Origin of the sequence: Massilia sp. UYP32 (assembly GCF_050434365.1) — a bacterium.
Taxonomy (GTDB): domain Bacteria; phylum Pseudomonadota; class Gammaproteobacteria; order Burkholderiales; family Burkholderiaceae_D; genus Telluria; species Telluria timonae.
In genome coordinates, this window is sequence record NZ_JBNDIK010000046.1 from 1 (window position 1) to 16,375 (window position 16,375).

At 60.8% G+C, this 16,375-nt stretch carries 13 protein-coding genes and 2 tRNA genes; 10 read left to right on the forward strand and 5 right to left on the reverse strand.

Features of this window, described 5'->3' with window-relative positions:
- Window positions 1-88 precede the first annotated feature (88 nt).
- The 7 genes from ABIB42_RS25375 to ABIB42_RS25405 all read left to right on the forward strand — a co-directional run bounded on the left by ABIB42_RS25375 (window position 89) and on the right by ABIB42_RS25405 (window position 7,315).
- Complete coding sequence (locus ABIB42_RS25375) at window positions 89-877, forward strand: hypothetical protein (RefSeq protein ID WP_429249189.1); 789 nt, start codon at window positions 89-91, stop codon at window positions 875-877.
- A gap of 105 nt (window positions 878-982) precedes the next feature.
- Window positions 983-2,605, forward strand: coding sequence for a methyl-accepting chemotaxis protein (locus tag ABIB42_RS25380; RefSeq protein ID WP_429249190.1), 1,623 nt, complete (start codon window positions 983-985; stop codon window positions 2,603-2,605).
- 125 nt (window positions 2,606-2,730) lie between these two features.
- Window positions 2,731-3,429, forward strand: a complete 699-nt coding sequence (locus tag ABIB42_RS25385) for a hypothetical protein (protein WP_005665710.1) — start codon at window positions 2,731-2,733, stop codon at window positions 3,427-3,429.
- Window positions 3,430-3,568: 139 nt separating this feature from the next.
- Window positions 3,569-3,973, forward strand: coding sequence for a hypothetical protein (locus ABIB42_RS25390; RefSeq protein WP_005665711.1), 405 nt, complete (start codon window positions 3,569-3,571; stop codon window positions 3,971-3,973).
- A 239-nt stretch (window positions 3,974-4,212) separates the two neighbouring features.
- Window positions 4,213-5,286, forward strand: coding sequence for a BON domain-containing protein (locus ABIB42_RS25395; protein ID WP_429249191.1), 1,074 nt, complete (start codon window positions 4,213-4,215; stop codon window positions 5,284-5,286).
- A gap of 167 nt (window positions 5,287-5,453) precedes the next feature.
- Complete coding sequence (locus ABIB42_RS25400; protein WP_229520272.1) at window positions 5,454-6,293, forward strand: HDOD domain-containing protein; 840 nt, start codon at window positions 5,454-5,456, stop codon at window positions 6,291-6,293.
- 92 nt (window positions 6,294-6,385) lie between these two features.
- Window positions 6,386-7,315: a choice-of-anchor A family protein gene (locus ABIB42_RS25405; protein ID WP_273028930.1), complete on the forward strand. Its 930-nt coding sequence runs from the start codon at window positions 6,386-6,388 to the stop codon at window positions 7,313-7,315.
- 64 nt (window positions 7,316-7,379) lie between these two features.
- Here ABIB42_RS25405 and ABIB42_RS25410 read toward each other — a convergent pair whose 3' ends face one another.
- From ABIB42_RS25410 to ABIB42_RS25425, 4 genes are all read right to left on the reverse strand, one after another.
- Entirely contained in the window at window positions 7,380-8,555 is a 1,176-nt protein-coding gene (locus ABIB42_RS25410) for an MFS transporter (RefSeq protein WP_083415303.1), read from the reverse strand.
- Between the two features lie 137 nt (window positions 8,556-8,692).
- On the reverse strand, window positions 8,693-9,307 hold the full coding sequence (locus ABIB42_RS25415; RefSeq protein ID WP_184237298.1) for an IMPACT family protein: 615 nt from the start codon (window positions 9,305-9,307) through the stop codon (window positions 8,693-8,695).
- Between the two features lie 61 nt (window positions 9,308-9,368).
- A tRNA-Lys gene (locus ABIB42_RS25420) sits at window positions 9,369-9,444 on the reverse strand.
- 104 nt (window positions 9,445-9,548) lie between these two features.
- Window positions 9,549-10,172: a hypothetical protein gene (locus ABIB42_RS25425; RefSeq protein ID WP_005665719.1), complete on the reverse strand. Its 624-nt coding sequence runs from the start codon at window positions 10,170-10,172 to the stop codon at window positions 9,549-9,551.
- A gap of 197 nt (window positions 10,173-10,369) precedes the next feature.
- Here ABIB42_RS25425 and ABIB42_RS25430 point away from each other — a divergent pair, with 197 nt between their 5' ends.
- The 3 genes from ABIB42_RS25430 to ABIB42_RS25440 are packed head-to-tail and all read left to right on the forward strand — an operon-like array spanning window position 10,370 to window position 16,051.
- Window positions 10,370-13,330 carry a type VI secretion system Vgr family protein gene (locus tag ABIB42_RS25430; protein WP_429249192.1) on the forward strand — a complete coding sequence of 987 codons (2,961 nt, stop codon included), beginning with the start codon at window positions 10,370-10,372 and terminating at the stop codon, window positions 13,328-13,330.
- Window positions 13,323-15,050, forward strand: coding sequence for an esterase/lipase family protein (locus ABIB42_RS25435; RefSeq protein WP_005665722.1), 1,728 nt, complete (start codon window positions 13,323-13,325; stop codon window positions 15,048-15,050). Before ABIB42_RS25430 ends, ABIB42_RS25435 begins: the two co-directional genes overlap by 8 nt.
- Entirely contained in the window at window positions 15,047-16,051 is a 1,005-nt protein-coding gene (locus ABIB42_RS25440; RefSeq protein WP_157225461.1) for a T6SS immunity protein Tli4 family protein, read from the forward strand. Before ABIB42_RS25435 ends, ABIB42_RS25440 begins: the two co-directional genes overlap by 4 nt.
- A gap of 99 nt (window positions 16,052-16,150) precedes the next feature.
- Here ABIB42_RS25440 and ABIB42_RS25445 read toward each other — a convergent pair.
- A tRNA-Lys gene (locus ABIB42_RS25445) sits at window positions 16,151-16,226 on the reverse strand.
- Window positions 16,227-16,375: the final 149 nt, after the last annotated feature.

The following is a 16,375-nucleotide window of genomic DNA, read 5'->3' on the forward strand; positions in this document are numbered from 1 at the left end:
GATGCAAAGACGCCCATCCTCGCGCTCAAAGAATGGCAGCAAAAACGGCCGGAATTATTCGTTAAGCGGGTTTATGAACAGGCGGGACTTGACAGTTAACGAGGTCTATGGCGCCGGCGACGGCAATATGGGCGTGCAGACCGCGGCCTACAACCTGCCGAACGACGAGCGCGTGATCCGCGAACGCGGCTCCAAGCGCGTGATGCTCAAGAACGTGCAGCAGGCCAAGTTCGCGTCGACGCTCACCCCGATCAGCAAGCAGGTGCTGGGGCCGGCGGACCAGAAGGACCTGGACTTCGATTCCTTCTTCACCCACATCCTGGCGCACGAGATCATGCACGGCCTGGGGCCGCACCACACGAAAAAGGATGGCAAGGACTCGACCCCGCGCCAGGACCTGAAGGAAACCTATTCGACCATCGAGGAAGCGAAGGCCGACATCACCGGCCTGTGGGCGCTGCAATACATGATGGACAAGGGCCTGTTGAAGGACACGCTGGGGCAGGGCGCGGCGGCAGAGCGCAAGCTGTACAACACCTTCCTGGCCTCGAGCTTCCGCACCCTGCACTTCGGACTGGGTTCGTCGCACGCGCGCGGCATGGCGATCCAGGTGAATTACCTGCTCGACAAGGGCGGCTTTGTCGCCCACGAGGACGGCACTTTTTCGGTGGACTTCAAGAAGATCAAGGGGGCCGTGATCGACCTGGACCGCGAATTCCTGACCATCGAAGCCACCGGCGACCATGCGCGCGCCAAGGCAATGATGGACAGGTACGTCGTGATCCGTCCCGAGGTGCGCAAGGCGCTCGACAAGCTCAAGGCGGTGCCGAACGATATCCGTCCGGCCTTCGTGACGGCGGACAGTTTGCTCAAATAAGCCTGCTGTAAGCACGCCGCGCAGCACCGTGCTATAGTCAAGTCGTTTCCAATAGGAAATACCTATGGTGTTTCCTTTCACTGAACGACTGACACGGTGCTACCCATGAAAACCAAGAATCTGACCATCGGCGCCCGGCTGGCATTCGGCTACGGCGCCGTTTTCTTGTTGATGATCGCCCTGGTCGCGCTGGCGGTGAGCCGCGTGGGCCGGATCGAAAGTGTTCTCAACCATATCAACGAGGTCAACAGCGTCAAGCAGCGCCACGCCATCAATTTCCGCGGCAGCGTGCACGACCGCGCGATCGCCCTGCGCGACGTGGTGCTGGCCCAGGACGGGGCGGCGGCCGCCGCGCCGATCGCCCTGATCCGCACGCTGGACGACAACTATGCGCGCGCGGCCGGCCCGCTGGATGCGCTGTTCAATGAACGCAAGGACATCCTGCCGGAAGAGAAGGAGGCGCTGGCCGCGATCAAGACCCAGGAAAGCCTGGCCAAGCCGCTGATCGCGCGCGTGATCGCGCTGCACGCGGCCGGCCAGCTCATCGAGGCGAATGCGCTGCTGACGCAAGAGGCGGCGCCGGCCTTCACTGCCTGGCTGGCCAGCATCAACCACCTGATCGATCTCGAGGAAAAGCTGAGCCACGAGGCGGCCGCCGAGGCGCGCCACATGGCCAACGGCTTCTTCGGCTGGATGGCGCTGCTGTGCGCTGGCGCGATCGCGGCCGGTTCGCTGGCGGCCTGGTACATCAGCCGCGGCCTGCTGCGCCAGCTCGGCGGCCAGCCGGACTACGCGGCCTCGATCGCCAGCGCCATCGCCAGCGGCGACCTGGGCGTGGAGATCGTCACCCGCCCGGGCGACCGCGGCAGCCTGCTGTTCGCGATGCAGGGCATGCGCGACAGCCTGGTGCGCATCGTGGCCCAGGTGCGCAACGGCACCCTGGCGATCGGCGCCGTGTCGACCGAGATCGCGGACGGCAACCGCGACCTCGCCAGCCGCACCGAACGCCAGAACGGCACCCTGCAGGCCACCGCCGCCTCGGTCGAGCAACTGACCGGCACCGTGCGCCAGAATGCCGACAACGCGCGCCAGGCGAACATGCTGGCCGAATCGGCCTCCGAAGTGGCGCAGCGCGGCGGCAAGGTGGTGGCCGAGGTGGTGGGCACGATGGCGGCGATCAACGAATCGTCGAAGAAGATCGTGGACATCATCGGCGTGATCGATGGCATCGCGTTCCAGACCAATATCCTGGCGCTCAACGCGGCCGTGGAAGCGGCCCGCGCCGGCGAGCAGGGCCGCGGCTTCGCCGTGGTGGCGACCGAGGTGCGCAACCTGGCGCAGCGCTCGGCGGCGGCGGCCAAGGAAATCAAGGTCCTGATCGGCAGCTCGGTCGAGCGGGTCGATGCGGGCGCGCGCCTGGTGGACCAGGCCGGCGCGACGATGGACGAGATCGTCACCGGCGTCAAGCGCGTCACCGACATCATGGCCGAGATCAGCCATGCGTCGGTGGAACAGAATGCCGGCATCGAGCAGGTCAATGGCGCGATCGGCCAGATCGACGACGCCACGCGCCAGAACGCCGAACTGGTGCAGCAGGCCAGCCAGGCCGCGGCCTCGCTGGAAGAAGAAGCCGAGCGCCTGGCTCAGCTGGTGAGCATTTTCCGGCTGGAAGGGGCGACGGTGGCGGCCTTGCCGGCTGGCCGCAAGCGGCCTGCGTTGACAGCGTGACGCCGACCGGGGCCGCGCTGACGGCCCCTTGCTTTTTTGAACATAGGGAAATATTTTCCTGAAAGTAGTGCGCGATCTGGGGATAGAATTTCCGATAGGAATTTCGCTCATCCTGGAGAAGCACCATGTCCAAGCCCCTCCTATTCGCGGCCGTCTGCGCCGTCGCATCCGCCGTCCTTCCATCCCAGGCCGCCCAGCTGACCGCGCAGGAATCGCGCTGGCTGCGCGCCGCCGCGCCCGTGCTGGCGTACTCGAAATCGATCGACCTGCCGGTCGACGTCATCGTCCAGCCGAAGGCGCCGGCCGGCGCGGTGCCGCTGGCGATGGGCTTCGACAAGGGGCGCTGCAAGCTGGTGCTGTCGATGCGCGGCAATCCCGAGGCCGAGCAGGTGCTGGCGAACGTCCCCGTCGACAAGCAGGCGCTGCTGATCGAGGCCATGGCCGCGCACGAACTGGCCCATTGCTGGCGCTATGCCCAGGGCGAATGGCATCTGCTGCCGGCCGGCTTCGTCGAAACGGGCCATGAAACCTCGCACGATCCGGCACTGCTGGCGGCGGCGAAGGCGATGCGCGATACCCGGCGCGAGGAAGGTTTCGCCGACCTGGTAGCGCTGGCCTGGATCCAGCGCACCCAGCCGGGCGAATATGCGCGGGTGCATGACTGGCTGAGCGGCGTGCGCGCCGCCGTCGCGGTGCCGAACAGTGGCCACGACACGCGCGCCTGGGTCAGGCTGGCCGGCAACGGCCGCCAGTTCGACAGCCGCCTGTCGCCGTTCGAGGCCGCCGATGCGCTGTGGCGTGAAGGCTTGTTGCACGGTGATTGACGGTTCAGATAGATCGACGGTCGTCGCTATCGTCCCGATAAGCTTAATTGGTTTTTTAATAAGCGTTCGATGCCGCACAGAGTGCTCTGCGGCGCCGTCGTTTAATCGGTCTCACCAATAACCAATAGAGGGACTCAACATGAAATCGTTCATCGCCACCTTGATCGCCACCGCCGCCGTCGCCGCCATCGGCATCGCTCCCGCCACCGCCCAGACCAATAAGGACGCCCACAAGACGGCGATGGACAAGGCCAAGGCCGATTACCGCGTCGCCAAGGACAAGTGCGACGCCATGAGCGGTCACGCCGAAGACGTCTGCGAAGACGAGGCCAAGCTGGCCCGCGCGAAAGCCGAACTGGACGCCACCACCAAGTTCGACAATACCGGCAACAATGTGCGCAAGGCACGCGACAACGTGATCGACGCCGAGTATGAACTGGCCGACGAAAAATGCGATTCGCTGAAGGGCGACGCTGAAGACAAGTGCGAAGCGCAGGCCAAGTCGACCCGCGACGCCGCACGCGACGCCAACAAGGCCAAGTAATCGCTGAGCACGTCGCGTTCGCACCTCACTGCGGCCGCGATGCATTGCCCCGAGGACGTCGTTCCTGCTGCTGGCGGGAACGGCGTTTGTGCGTTAACGGGACATGCGCAAGGTAAGTGATTTGAGGCGATGTCCCACAGACCGGTTTGTCCGAACAAGGTACGTTGTCGCACAGATGTTGAAGGGTGCAGGGCGTTTAATGGATGCCATCCTAACAACGCATGCAAGGGAATCCGATCATGAAAACCCTCATCGCTACCCTGATCGCAACCGCCGTCTCCGCCGTCGCCGTTGCTCCCGCCAGTGCCGCCCCCGTCGACAAGGACGCCCACCGCGCCGCGATGGACAAGGCCGCCGCCGACTACCGCAGCGCCAAGGCCAAGTGCGACGCCAAGAGCGGCAATGCCGAGGAAGTGTGCGAAGACGAAGCCAAGCTGGCCCAGGCGCGCGCCGAACTCGATGCCTACACCAGATACGACACCACCGGCGGCAACCTGCGCGATGCGCGCGCCAAGGTGATCCGCGCCGAGCACGAATTGGCCGATACCCAGTGCGACGCCACCGCGTCCGGCGACAAGGACCGTTGCAAGGCGACGGCCGGCTCGATCCGCGACGCCGCGCTGGCGCGCCTGGACGACCGCAATATCGACCGCGCCGTCGGCCCCAGCAGCAGTGGCGAGCTGGTGAGCAGCATCGACTCGAAAGATCCGGCGACGGCCGCGGCCGTCCAGAAGTGCGAACAGATGACCGGAGATGCGCGCACCGCCTGCGTGGTCGACCAGCGCGGCAACGTCACCACCGCCACCAACGTGGCCAGCACGACCGGCGCGGCGGTTGCCGCCAATACCCGCGAAGCGGCGGCGAACGCGGCCGAGAACACCCGCGAAGCGGCGCGCAACGCGGCGGACAAGACCCGCGAGGTGGCGTCGAACGTGGCCGAGAAGACCGGCATGGCCGGCGCCGGCGAACGCACCCGCGAAGCGGTCGCCACCGTGAAGGAAAAGACCGCGGCCGCCGTCGACCGCACCAGGGAAATGGCGTCGAACGCCGTCCGCAAGACGGAAAACGCCACCGAGCGCGCGGGCGAGAAGACCGCCCGCGTGGCCTCGGACAGCACCATCACCACCAAGGTCAAGGCCGGCCTGGTGGCCGATCCGGCCCTGAAGGGCATGGAAATCAGCGTCGACACCGAAGGCGGCGTCGTGATGCTGAGCGGCTTCGTCGAATCGAAGGCCGAAGCCGACAAGGCCATGCAAGTGGCCAAGGGCGTCGACGGCGTGACCAACGTCAAGAGCGCGATCAAGGTCAAGTAATGTCGGCCTGACGTAGTGCGCCAGCCCGCGGCCGTCCGGCGCGCGGGCTGTTTTTTTTCGGTGAGTGCCTATGCCGTGTGGATGACGCGCCACAGTTTGGGCAGCCGGCGGAGATGGGGCCGCCATGGCCTCCGGTCCGGCATCCGGCGGGGGCTATAATTACCGACGTGAATAAACTCGAAGCATTTGGATACATCGCGGCGCAGGCCGTTCGCGGTGAGATCACTTTCCCCACCAGCGTCAATGCCGTGCTGCGCCTGCAGCTCGCCCTCGACGACCCCGATTGTCACATCGACGAGGCGATCCGCCTGGTGCTGGCCGAACCACAACTGGCCGCACGCACGGTCGCCATCGCCAATACGCCCGCCTTCGGCGGCAGCAGTGCGATGCCGGTGACCAATGTTCGCGCCGCCGTGGCGCGCATCGGCTACCGGCGCCTGCAGGCGCTGGTGGCCAGCCTGGTCGTGCGGCAATTTGGCAACCGCATCAACGATCCGGGCCTGCGCGCCAAGGCCGAGCAATTGTGGGCGCACACGACCCAGGTCGCCTCGATCGCCCATTCGCTGGCGCGCCGGGTCACCGGCGTCAATCCCGATACCGCCCTGTTCGCCGGCATCGTGCACGAGGTCGGCGCCTTTTACCTGCTGGCGCGGGCCGACGAGTTTCCCGGCCTGCTGGACGACGATCCGGAGAACTGGGGCGCCCTGTGCGAAGACGTGGTCAGCGCCGAGGTGATGAAGAAGCTGTCGATTCCGCCGGCGGTGTCGGACGCGATCGCGGACATGCGCGGCGGCTGGCTGAACATGCCGCCGGGCACCTTGCTCGATACGCTGCTGCTCGCGAACCAGTATGCGCCGGTGGCGTCGCCCCTCGACAGCCGTCGCGCCCGGCTGCCGGACCATGGCGAGAGCGCACTCGACTTCGTGTTCGACGAAGTCACCCTGCAAGATATCCTGGATGAGGCGGCCGAGACAGCGAAGGCCATGGGCGACATCGCCCTGGTCTGATGGGATATCCGCGAAAGCGTATCGTTTTTGCAACCAAGCAGCGCGCCAGGGGTGATACTCTTGATCATTATTAATTTCCTGTCGGATTTTTCATGATCAAGCTTGGCGTACTTCTGGGCATGGCGCTGGCCGGTACGGGCGCACAGGCCGGTGTCATCGACCTCGGTTCCATCATGGGCGGCGCCAACGTCTATACGGCGCGCGACTTCAAGGCGATCTCGAGTGACGTCGAAGGGGCGATCGTTGCGGGCGGTAACGTCACGATCCAGAATTACGCGGTCAACCTGAAGAACAAGGCGGCCTACGCCGGGTATTCGATCGTAGCAGGTGGCAATATCTCGCTGACGAGCGGCACGATTCACAATGGTCAAACCTATGCTGGCGGCCAGGTTTCTCTGGAAAGCGCGGCTACGCCGCCGCGTTCGACGGTCAATCCAGTCGATTTCGCCAGCGCGACGGAGCAGTTCAGGGATATCGCTGCCGGCCTGAGCCTGGTCGATGCGACCGGCCGGGTCGAGCGCGAGCACAGCGCCAACAAGCTCATCGGCAGTGGCAATGGTGTTCTTGACATATTCAATGTCTCGGCCGATTTTCTCAATGGCGGAAACAACTGGGTGCTCAGCGGCCTGACGAAGGATCAGACGCTGATCTTCAATATCAGCGGCAAGCACGGCGCCTTCACTGGCGGCATGGATCCGTTGAAGGACTATAACGTCCTGTTCAATTTCTTCGAGGCGGAAACGGTCGACGTGAAAGGCATTCTCGGCAGCGTGCTGGCGCCGCATGCGACCGTTACCGCCAACCATGGCGTCATCAAGGGGCAGGTCATCGCCGACGCCTGGGATTCAAGCGTGCAGGTGGACGCGGAAAATTATTTCAGGCCGGTCGACATTCCCGGCTTCGAATTGGTGAATGACAACCCACCGGTGGACACGCCGGCTGAAGTGCCGGAGCCCGGCACCCTCGCGCTGGTGATGGCCGGATTGGCCGGCGCAATCGCCATGCGGCGCAGGCGTGCCTGAGCAATCGTAAGCAATATCAAAGAGTGAACGCGGCGGCCATGGGCCGCCGTTTTTTATCGCGCGTTCAGACGCAGCCGGCCAGCACGCGCGTCTGCATGCGGTGGCGCGCCAGCATGATCGCCGACAAGCCCACGCCGCACAGCGCCAGGGCCGCCGCCACCCACTGCGGCGCCGTGTAGGCATAGCCGAGGGTCAGCGGGACGCCGCCGAGGAAGGCGCCCAGCGCGTTGCCGATATTGAAACCGGACTGGCCCAGCGAGGAGCCGAGCATCTCGGCTTCGCGCGAGTGCTCCATCAGCAGCAGCTGGATCGGCGGCCCGATCGCCAGCGCATTGGCGCCGGTCAGGAAGGCCAGCACGACCATTGCCAGCTTCGACTCGGCGAGGAAGCCATTGCACAGCAGCAGTACGGTCATCGACATCATGAGGATCAGCAGGGCAGGCAGCGGGTGCACGCGGTCCGCCAGACGGCCGCCGAACTGCACGCCGACCGTCATGCCGACGCCGACCGCGGTCATGATCAGGGGAATCGTGGTCGAATCGAAGCGCGTCACGTCGGTGAGCAATGGCGCGATATAGCTGAACCAGGCGAAGAAGCCGCCGGTGCCGATCGAGACGATGCCCAGCGCCAGCCACAGGTCGAGGTGGCGGAAGATGCGCAGGTCTTGCATGATGCCGGTGCGCTTGCCCGGTTCGATATGCGGCACCCACTGGCGCAGGCTCCACATGGTGAGCAGGCCGATCACGGCCACGATCAGGAACACCAGGCGCCAGTCGATGACGTGGCCGATCCAGGTGCCGAGCGGCACGCCCAGCACATTGGCCAGGGTCAGGCCGGTGAACATGGTCGCGACGGCGGCGGCAGTGCGGCCCTCGTCGGCCAGGCGGCTGGCCACGACCGCGCCGACGCCGAAGAAGGCGCCATGCGGCAAGCCGGCCAGGAAGCGCGACACCATCATGATCTCGAAGTTCGGCGCGAAGGCCGACATCGCATTAAAGATGGCAAACATCAGCATGAACCAGACCAGCACGCTGCGCGGCGGGCGGCCGGCCACCAGGCTGACCAGGGTCGGCGCGCCGACCACGACGCCCAGTGCATAGGCGGTGATCAGGTAGCCGGCTTGCGGAATGGTGATGTGCAAGCCGTTGGCGATGTCGGGCAGGATGCCCATCATGACGAATTCGGTCATGCCGATGCCGAAGCCGCCAAGGGCGAGTGGAAGTAGGCTTTTCTTGATCACGGGGATTGTTGTTGTTCGGGGTGGAAAGAGGAAAGCCGGCCGAAGCGTATGCGCGGCCGGGTCTGGCACTATACCGGGAGCGGGCGGGTGCGTCCGCTTTCGTGTCGTGATGACGGGTATAGGGCGCGGGAATGGCTTCAGGCGGGTTCGCGGTCCCCGTCGTCCGCGTCGGACGGCCATTGCAGGCGGCCGTGGCCGGCTTCGTCGAGGCGGGCACGCAGCGCGTCGGCGGCGTTGGCCGGCAGGCTGAAGGTGAAGCACACGTCGTCGCCGTGCTCGACCGCGTCGAGGCTGGCGCCGGCGGCATCGAGTTCGCGCCGCAGCATGCCTTCCATGGCGTACGGGGCGGTGCAGCGCAACCGGCGCAGCTTGATGATCGGAACCTTGGTCGCCGTCAGCAGGGCCTGGGCCACGCTGTCGGTATAGGCGCGCACCAGTCCGCCCGCGCCGAGCTTGACGCCGCCGAAGTAGCGCACCACGGTGGCCAGCACGCCTTCCAGGTCCTGGTGGCGCAATACGTCGAGCATGGGACGGCCCGCAGTGCCGCTGGGCTCGCCGTCATCGACGGCGGCCGACTGGCCGCCGGCCAGCAGGGCCCAGCACACATGGGCCGCGCCCGGATGCTGGGCGCGCAGCTCGGCCACGATCTTGACGGCCCCGGCACGGTCCGGCATCGGCTGCACGCAGGCGATGAAGCGGCTTTTCTTGATGACCAGTTCGTGCTGAACGGCGCTGGCGATCGTCTGGGGCATGGCGTTCGGAAAGTGAAAACAACAACGCCAACCTGAAGGCTGGCGTTGTTGTTTGAATCTTTGGTAGGCCGTGCGTGGCTCGAACACGCGACCAACGGATTAAAAGTCCGCTGCTCTACCAACTGAGCTAACGACCCGAAGAAGACGAGATTATAGCGGCACTTAGCCGATTTACCAAGTGCTTCGAATCACTTTTATGCGAATCACTTGATGGATTCAGGCGCACGCAGCCCGTCTCGTCTCATTCCTTGCGCTCGGGCGGGTGGCCGGGGTGCGGCTGTCCTGGCGCATGGTGGGGCGGTATTTCGTTCGCATGGACGGGCTCGGTCTCGGGTTTGTCGCCGCTGTCCTCGCCTTCGACTTCGTCGTCCTCGGCCTTGACCTCGGCCATGGCTTCCGGCTCGAGCTTCTCGGCTTCGGTATTCATGCGTACGAACAGGCCCCAGGTCGCCAGGATCGCCGCGGCGGCCAGGCCGACCGAGGCCGCATGCGGCAGGTACTCGGGTTTGCCGTGCACGAACTGGAATACGCCGATCAGGGTTTCCACCGACAGCGAGACCACCACCACGATCAGGAAGCGCGACAGGAAACGACGCACGCGGGTGGGCGAGCTGATGTTGGCCGAGCGCTGGATCTCTTCTTCCAGCACCGTCTGGCCGAGTTCGAGGGAAGCAACGGCAATGGTCAGCAGGCCAATGCACTCCAACAGGATTTCAAAACGGGCGCGCACGGGAGCGTCGATGCCCGGGTTGAGGGCATTCCAGGCTTCGAGTGCGGACAGGACGATCAGGCCGATGCCGCAGGTAAAGAAGAGGGCGACGATCAGCAGGTACCCGACGAGGAAAATTCTGGAAATAAGATGCATGGCGCGATGGTATAGATAGTTGCAATTACTTTAACATCAAATTCTCGCAGGGCTGCGTTCGGCTCGCGCTGTCGCGTGCGCGTGCTCTTCGTTCCGCGATTTGCCGCTAAGGCTTGCGCTAATGACGGTGCGCAATTCTCCACTGCCCTGCTGCTTATATCGTGTGCCTGATCAGTTGATGAGGAGCACGTATTGCCATGGCGAATGCATTGATCGAGGAGGTGAGCGCCGCGCTGGCAGAGTTTTCTGGAGCAAGCAGACTCATCGACCTCAGGATCGGCGAGCGTGATGAGTACGGGCTGCTGGTCGAGGCATTCGCGGCCGAAGAGGCGGTGCAGGAGGTCGGTCTACGGGATGTGATCGCCTTGTCGACCAGCGCCACTATCCCGGTGACAGCGCTGCTGGGGCAACCGGCCACGCTCGAACTCGCTCTAGCCGATGGCACGCGGGAACGGTTCTCGGGCGAGATCTGCGATGCCGCCATGCTGGGCAGCGATGGCGGGCTGGCGCGTTACCGGATTCGCATCTCCCCATGGATCTGGCGCCTGGCCCATGTGCGCAATTGCCGGGTATGGCAAGACAAGCGCGTGATCGACATCGTCGATGCGGTCTTCGCCGACTACCGGCCGGCGGCGCGCTGGCGCTGGAGCGACGAGACGGCTTCCTTCATGGCTGACGCACTGCCGCGCAGCTATTGCTGCCAGTATCGCGAGTCCGATCTGGACTTTGTGCTGCGCCTGCTGGCCGAGGAAGGCCTGTGCTGGCGGGTCGAGGAGGGCGACGAGGGACATGGCCTGGTGCTGTTCGCCGACAGCAGCCAGCCGGGCGCCGTGCCGGAGGATGCGAGCAGCGCGTCGGACGGCGGCATTCGCTACCACGGCGTCAGCTCGGTCGAGCAGCGCGACTCGGTGCAATCCCTGCATGCCCGGCAGCGGCTGCACGCCTCGCTCATGACGGTGCTCAGCAGCGACTACAAGGCCAGGCGCAGCGTGAGCGCGAATTCCCCGTCCCATGTGCGCTACAACAAGCTGCCGGAACTCGAATCGTATGACGTGCCTGGACAGTATGCCTACGCCAATAGCGCGCAGGCACGGCGTTATGTGGATCTGCAGATGCAGGGAAAGGAGGCGCGCGGCCAGCTCTGGTCGGGACGTTCGACCGTGCGCACCTTGCGTGCCGGCACGCGAATGGACGTGACCGGCGCGCCGCTGCGGCAACTGGGCGCGGCCGGCGCCTTCACCGTCCTGCAGGTGAGCAGCGTCGGCATCAACAATCTGCCGCCGCCGGCCCGGGATGCGCTCGCCGAGCTGTTCGGTCCTCTTCCGGAACTGCTGGAGCAGGCGCTGCGCGTAGTGCCGATGGATTTTGGGCTGGCGATCGCGCAGGCGCGTCGCACCGGCTATGCCAATTGCTTCGAGGCGATCCCTGCCGCGGCGCCTTGGCGTCCGGAACTGCCGGGCAGCGACGGACGCACGCACGCCAAGCCGACGGCGCGCGGGGCGCAGAGCGCGATCGTGGTCGGGATGGGCGGCAGCGACAGCGCGCAGGGCGCCGATGAACTGTGCTGCGACCGGCTGGGGCGGGTGCGGATCCGGTTTCACTGGCAGGACGGCGGCAGCGCGACTTGCTGGGTGCGGGTGGTGCAGCGGTCGGTGGGGTTCCAGTTCTTGCCGCGCATTGGGCAGGAAGTGCTGGTCCAGTTTTTGGAGAACGATATCGATCGGCCGGTGATCGTCGGCGCTTTGTATAACGGCCAGGGCGAGGGAGGCGTCGTGCCGACGCCAGGTGGCGAGCGGGTTGCCCAAGGCAAGGTGTCGCCCTTCGAGAAAGCGAATGATCATGCGCGGTCGGGACAGGGCAATCTGGCGGGCGGTAATAGTCCGGTGTGGCATGGGGCGTCCCCGGAGAGCGAGGGACATCGCAATGGCGCGGCGCAGTGGGGGATTCGGAGCAAGGAGTTTGGTGGTTCGGGGTATAGCCAACTGCTGTTCGACGATACCGATGGGCAGGGGAGGGTGCAGCTCAGATGTAGTCATGCGGCGACCGAGTTGAATCTGGGGCATTTGGTTCATTCTGCGGATAACTATCGGGGGAGTTTTCGCGGGCTGGGGGCGGAGTTGCGGACGGATGCGTCTGGGGCTGTGAGGGCCGGCGCCGGGTTGCTGGTGTCGAGTTACAGGATCGAGCATGGGGCGTTGGTACGGGAGCCTGTCGGCGAGAATGAGGCTGGGGTTGGGCTGGTTCGGCAGGCGGTGAAGATGGTGGAGATATTTCATCAGGCGACCACCACTCATCAGACGGTCGGATTGGCGGTGCACGCGGGGGCGAGCAAGACCAATTCGAGTGTGCTGGATGAGAATCGAGCGCCGTTCGAGGCAATGTTTGGTGCATTGACAGGCAGTACCAACAAACAGAATGTCGGCACAGCGGCGATGAACACTAGTGGCGCGGCAAGTGAGACTTCGTCAAAGATGACCGAGCCACTGATCGCAATAGCCGCAATGGACGGCTTTGGCGTAAATGCAGGCCAAAGTGTTCAATTGACTAGCGGGGAGACTATCTCACTGATGAGCGCCGGTAACGCGCAGTTTATCGGCGGAGGCATGGTTCATATCCATTCTCATCAATCCATCGGACTTTTGGCAGGCGCGATCAAGGCTGTCGATGGTGGCCTGGGACTACACCTTATGGCGTCCAAGGACGCAATCGATGTTCAGGCGCAGTCGGATGAAGTAAAGATTCAGTCTCGTGACGAAATCAATGTTGTAAGTGCTAATTCGCACATCGATTGGGCTGCGGCAAAAACTATCAGCTTATCCACATCCGGTGGGGCAAATATTTCCATCGATGGCGGAAATATAACGGTCGTGTGCCCGGGCTCACTTAAAGTTCATGCAGGGAAGAAAAGTCTTTGCGGCAGTGAAAATACGAAGCTTGATTTTCCCGTTATGCCAAGCAGCTTGAGTCAATATGATGAGCGGTTTGAGTTGTTGAATGAGGCAGGTGAACCCGTTCCAAATATGAGATATCGAATTGAAAGAAGTGATGGGGGGTATGTTGAAGGCGTGACTGATCAGCAGGGGCAACTCATTGTTCAGCAAGGTTTTTCGCCAGATAAAATATTGATAAAGTTACTCGGAAGATCTAAAAATGGGTGATATGAAAAATGGTGCCGATAAATCTGAAATGCTCAGATTTTCCGAACTCAGGCCTGAAAAAAACGGGAGATTGCAAGCATCGTGGACGCTAACTGAGTCTAAGCAGTCAGATATAGTGAAGCTGGTTATTCCTCCGACGCACGCTCTTCCGATAATATTTGTTCCAGGGATTATGGGATCCAATCTTTGCAATAACCAGAGTGTTCCAGTCTGGTTACTCAATTCCATTGCCGGTGTGCCGAAGAGTCTCGTAACAACTTGGGCAGGAAAAGATGCAGGGGTTAGGCAAAAGATTTTGCATCCAGATCGGACGCGAGTTTATAGGTTTGGCGCAGTGCCTGATAAAAGTATAAAACTGGGAATTGATAAGAAGGAATATATTGCGCGCGGGTGGGGTGAAGTATCGCAGGCTAGTTACCATGATTTTCTTTTGTGGCTAGAGGAAAAGATGAACTCTCAGAGGAATCCACTAGGCTGGTCGGATTTTACGAACTCTAAAGTCCCTGAATCCTCTGGTCTTAATGGTCGACTAGATGCCAAACTCCCTCCTGGCCTTGTAATGGAGATGTATGGAATTCCAGAATTGGCAGAAAATGGTTTTCCGGTGAGCCCTGTATCGTCTGATGAGCTCTTGAAGAGAGCAAATTTTTCCTATCCTATTTATGCTTTTGGATATAATTGGTTGCGCTCAAATGATGATGCGGCGAAAGCTTTAAAAAAAAGAATCGAAGAAGTAATCTTGGAAAATAATACGAATCACGTTAAATGTAAGCAAGTTATTGTTGTCACGCATTCAATGGGCGGGTTGGTTGCTCGTGCATGTGCAAAATTGCATGGCATGGCCGAAAGTATCGTGGGGGTCGTTCATGGAGTCATGCCAACGGTCGGGGCCGCTGTGGCTTACCGGAGGTGTAAAGTTGGAATGGCGGATGAGAGTTATGTTGCGGGCTTAGTCATCGGATCTACCGGGAAAGAGGTGTCTGCAGTTTTTGCACAAGCACCGGGTGCGCTTCAGTTATTACCCACAGCGGAATATGGAAAGGAATGGGTTGAAATTGAGGACCCTTCGACGGGGAAGTGCCGGATGTTTCCTCAATCTGATCCCTACGAAGAAATTTATTTAGAGAGAACAAAATGGTGGGGATTGATTAAAGAGGAATGGCTGGCACCTGCTGGTGGAATACCAATTAGTTGGGATAAGTATGCCGAAAACATCAAACTCGCGAAGGATTTTCATTGCACTATATCTGGATATTTTCATCCTAATACATTTGTGTTTTATGGGGGCGGAGCGCAGAAAAAGAGCTTCAATAAAATCAGATGGGACGTCAGAAAGGGAGTGTCTATTAGTGGTGTTTATTCTTCGCCATCTATGTTGCCCGATTTGTCTCACGGTGCCATGCGGACCGATGGCTCAAATAATTTGTATGCTGGTGAGGAGAGACTTACGCATGTAGCTTTACGCGGCAATTCCTCAGTCCCTGGCATGCAGGCAATGGATCACTGGAATATCCGGTGTGCACTTTATGACAGCGCGGGAGATGGCACTGTGCCGTCGCGATCTGGTGGATTTCCTAGAGGGAGAGGAGATAAGAGCATACTGCAACAATTTGAACTGCCGGACATTGAGCACGAGCCAGCTTATCGAGACTCGCCCTCCGTGCGACAAGTGGCATATTATTCGGTAACTAAATTAGCGGCATTGGCTAAAGTCACATGAAGAATCTGATCATATCGCTGGTTTGTGCTATTTTGTGTTCCGGTTGTTTCAATAAAAGGGAGGGCGCAATGAATTTTGAAGGCGAATTGGAGGTTGTTAAATATTGCGTTGGCCGAACATTTATTGAGGTTCCTAGGAATTTAAATGCGAGTTCTTCTAATTTGGGAATATTTAGAGAGGAGGGTTTAGGAAGTCAAGCGCCTACGATTGACGTCAATGTGTCCACTTCAGAGGTGTCGATGTCGAGTTATTTGGCGCAGATCAGAAGAAGGGAAGTTGAGTTGCGGGAGATGGAGGGTGCGAATATTAATATACTACGGCAGGTGCGGAAGATATCGGATACTATAACAATTTTTAGGGTGCAATCGATCGATGATGCTTACGTAAGTGAAGCAATTGCATTGGTTGAAGGCGCTTTAGTCAGTGTGAGGCTAGATTCGTTCCGTCATCAATTTGATCACGCAGAACAACGGCTAATCGATATTATACATCGCTTGAAACATCATAATTATTCGACGGTTGAAAGTATGTCCGGATTTTGTCTAGGACGATTGGTCCTTGTGGGAGAGTTTGACGTCGAAATTGGAAGCTACGCATTTTTTAGTAAGAATGGGGTACATCTAAGCGTTAACGTCGATACGTATGCGCCTAATGAGCATGTTAACTTGCTATCAAGGGTGTCGGGTCCCAAATCGTTACTTTCGATATTTAAAGTCGATCATACAGTCTTACGCGCTCGTGAATTCAGCATGGCTGGAGTGAAGGCGCAGGAGTGGCTTTCATGGGCTATTCTTCAGGACGATAGCGACGTTCGAACTCACACGTTTGAGTTACAGACGATCCGACCCATACCAAGTAAGGAAAAACCACTGATTTCAGTCACACTAAGGACGGCTCAAGCGCAAGAAGACGGAATGTACCCAGCGACTTCGACGCCAGATGAAGAGGTGATCAGAATATGGGACAGCATCGTTGAATCGATACAGCCTGTGGAAGCTTAATTTCCGACTACAGATGGCGTGCGGTCAATGTTTCGAGCTGCGCCAAAACAAAAAAGGCGTCACGATCACTCGCAACGCCTTCTTTGCTACAACATATTCTGGTAGGCCGTGCGTGGCTCGAACACGCGACCAACGGATTAAAAGTCCGCTGCTCTACCAACTGAGCTAACGACCCGAAGAGGCAGCATTATAGCCGGCGATTCCGGTTTGCGCTAGGGCTGTCCAACATTTTTGTTAGCGCAAAGTAGTAATGTCCCCTCTCCGCTAAGTAGAAATGTCCCCTAGGATGCCCTGAAGGGGGACGGGACAGTGCTCAAGATGACA

Coding starts and splice junctions, on each gene's coding strand:
- ABIB42_RS25385 (WP_005665710.1), top strand. CDS start 2,731: ATGTCCAAGCCCCTCCTATTCGCGGCCGTCTGCGCCGTCGCATCCGCC.
- ABIB42_RS25405 (WP_273028930.1), top strand. CDS start 6,386: ATGATCAAGCTTGGCGTACTTCTGGGCATGGCGCTGGCCGGTACGGGC.
- ABIB42_RS25440 (WP_157225461.1), top strand. CDS start 15,047: ATGAAGAATCTGATCATATCGCTGGTTTGTGCTATTTTGTGTTCCGGT.
- ABIB42_RS25380 (WP_429249190.1), top strand. CDS start 983: ATGAAAACCAAGAATCTGACCATCGGCGCCCGGCTGGCATTCGGCTAC.
- ABIB42_RS25435 (WP_005665722.1), top strand. CDS start 13,323: ATGGGTGATATGAAAAATGGTGCCGATAAATCTGAAATGCTCAGATTT.
- ABIB42_RS25425 (WP_005665719.1), bottom strand. CDS start 10,172: ATGCATCTTATTTCCAGAATTTTCCTCGTCGGGTACCTGCTGATCGTC.
- ABIB42_RS25395 (WP_429249191.1), top strand. CDS start 4,213: ATGAAAACCCTCATCGCTACCCTGATCGCAACCGCCGTCTCCGCCGTC.
- ABIB42_RS25415 (WP_184237298.1), bottom strand. CDS start 9,307: ATGCCCCAGACGATCGCCAGCGCCGTTCAGCACGAACTGGTCATCAAG.
- ABIB42_RS25390 (WP_005665711.1), top strand. CDS start 3,569: ATGAAATCGTTCATCGCCACCTTGATCGCCACCGCCGCCGTCGCCGCC.
- ABIB42_RS25430 (WP_429249192.1), top strand. CDS start 10,370: ATGGCGAATGCATTGATCGAGGAGGTGAGCGCCGCGCTGGCAGAGTTT.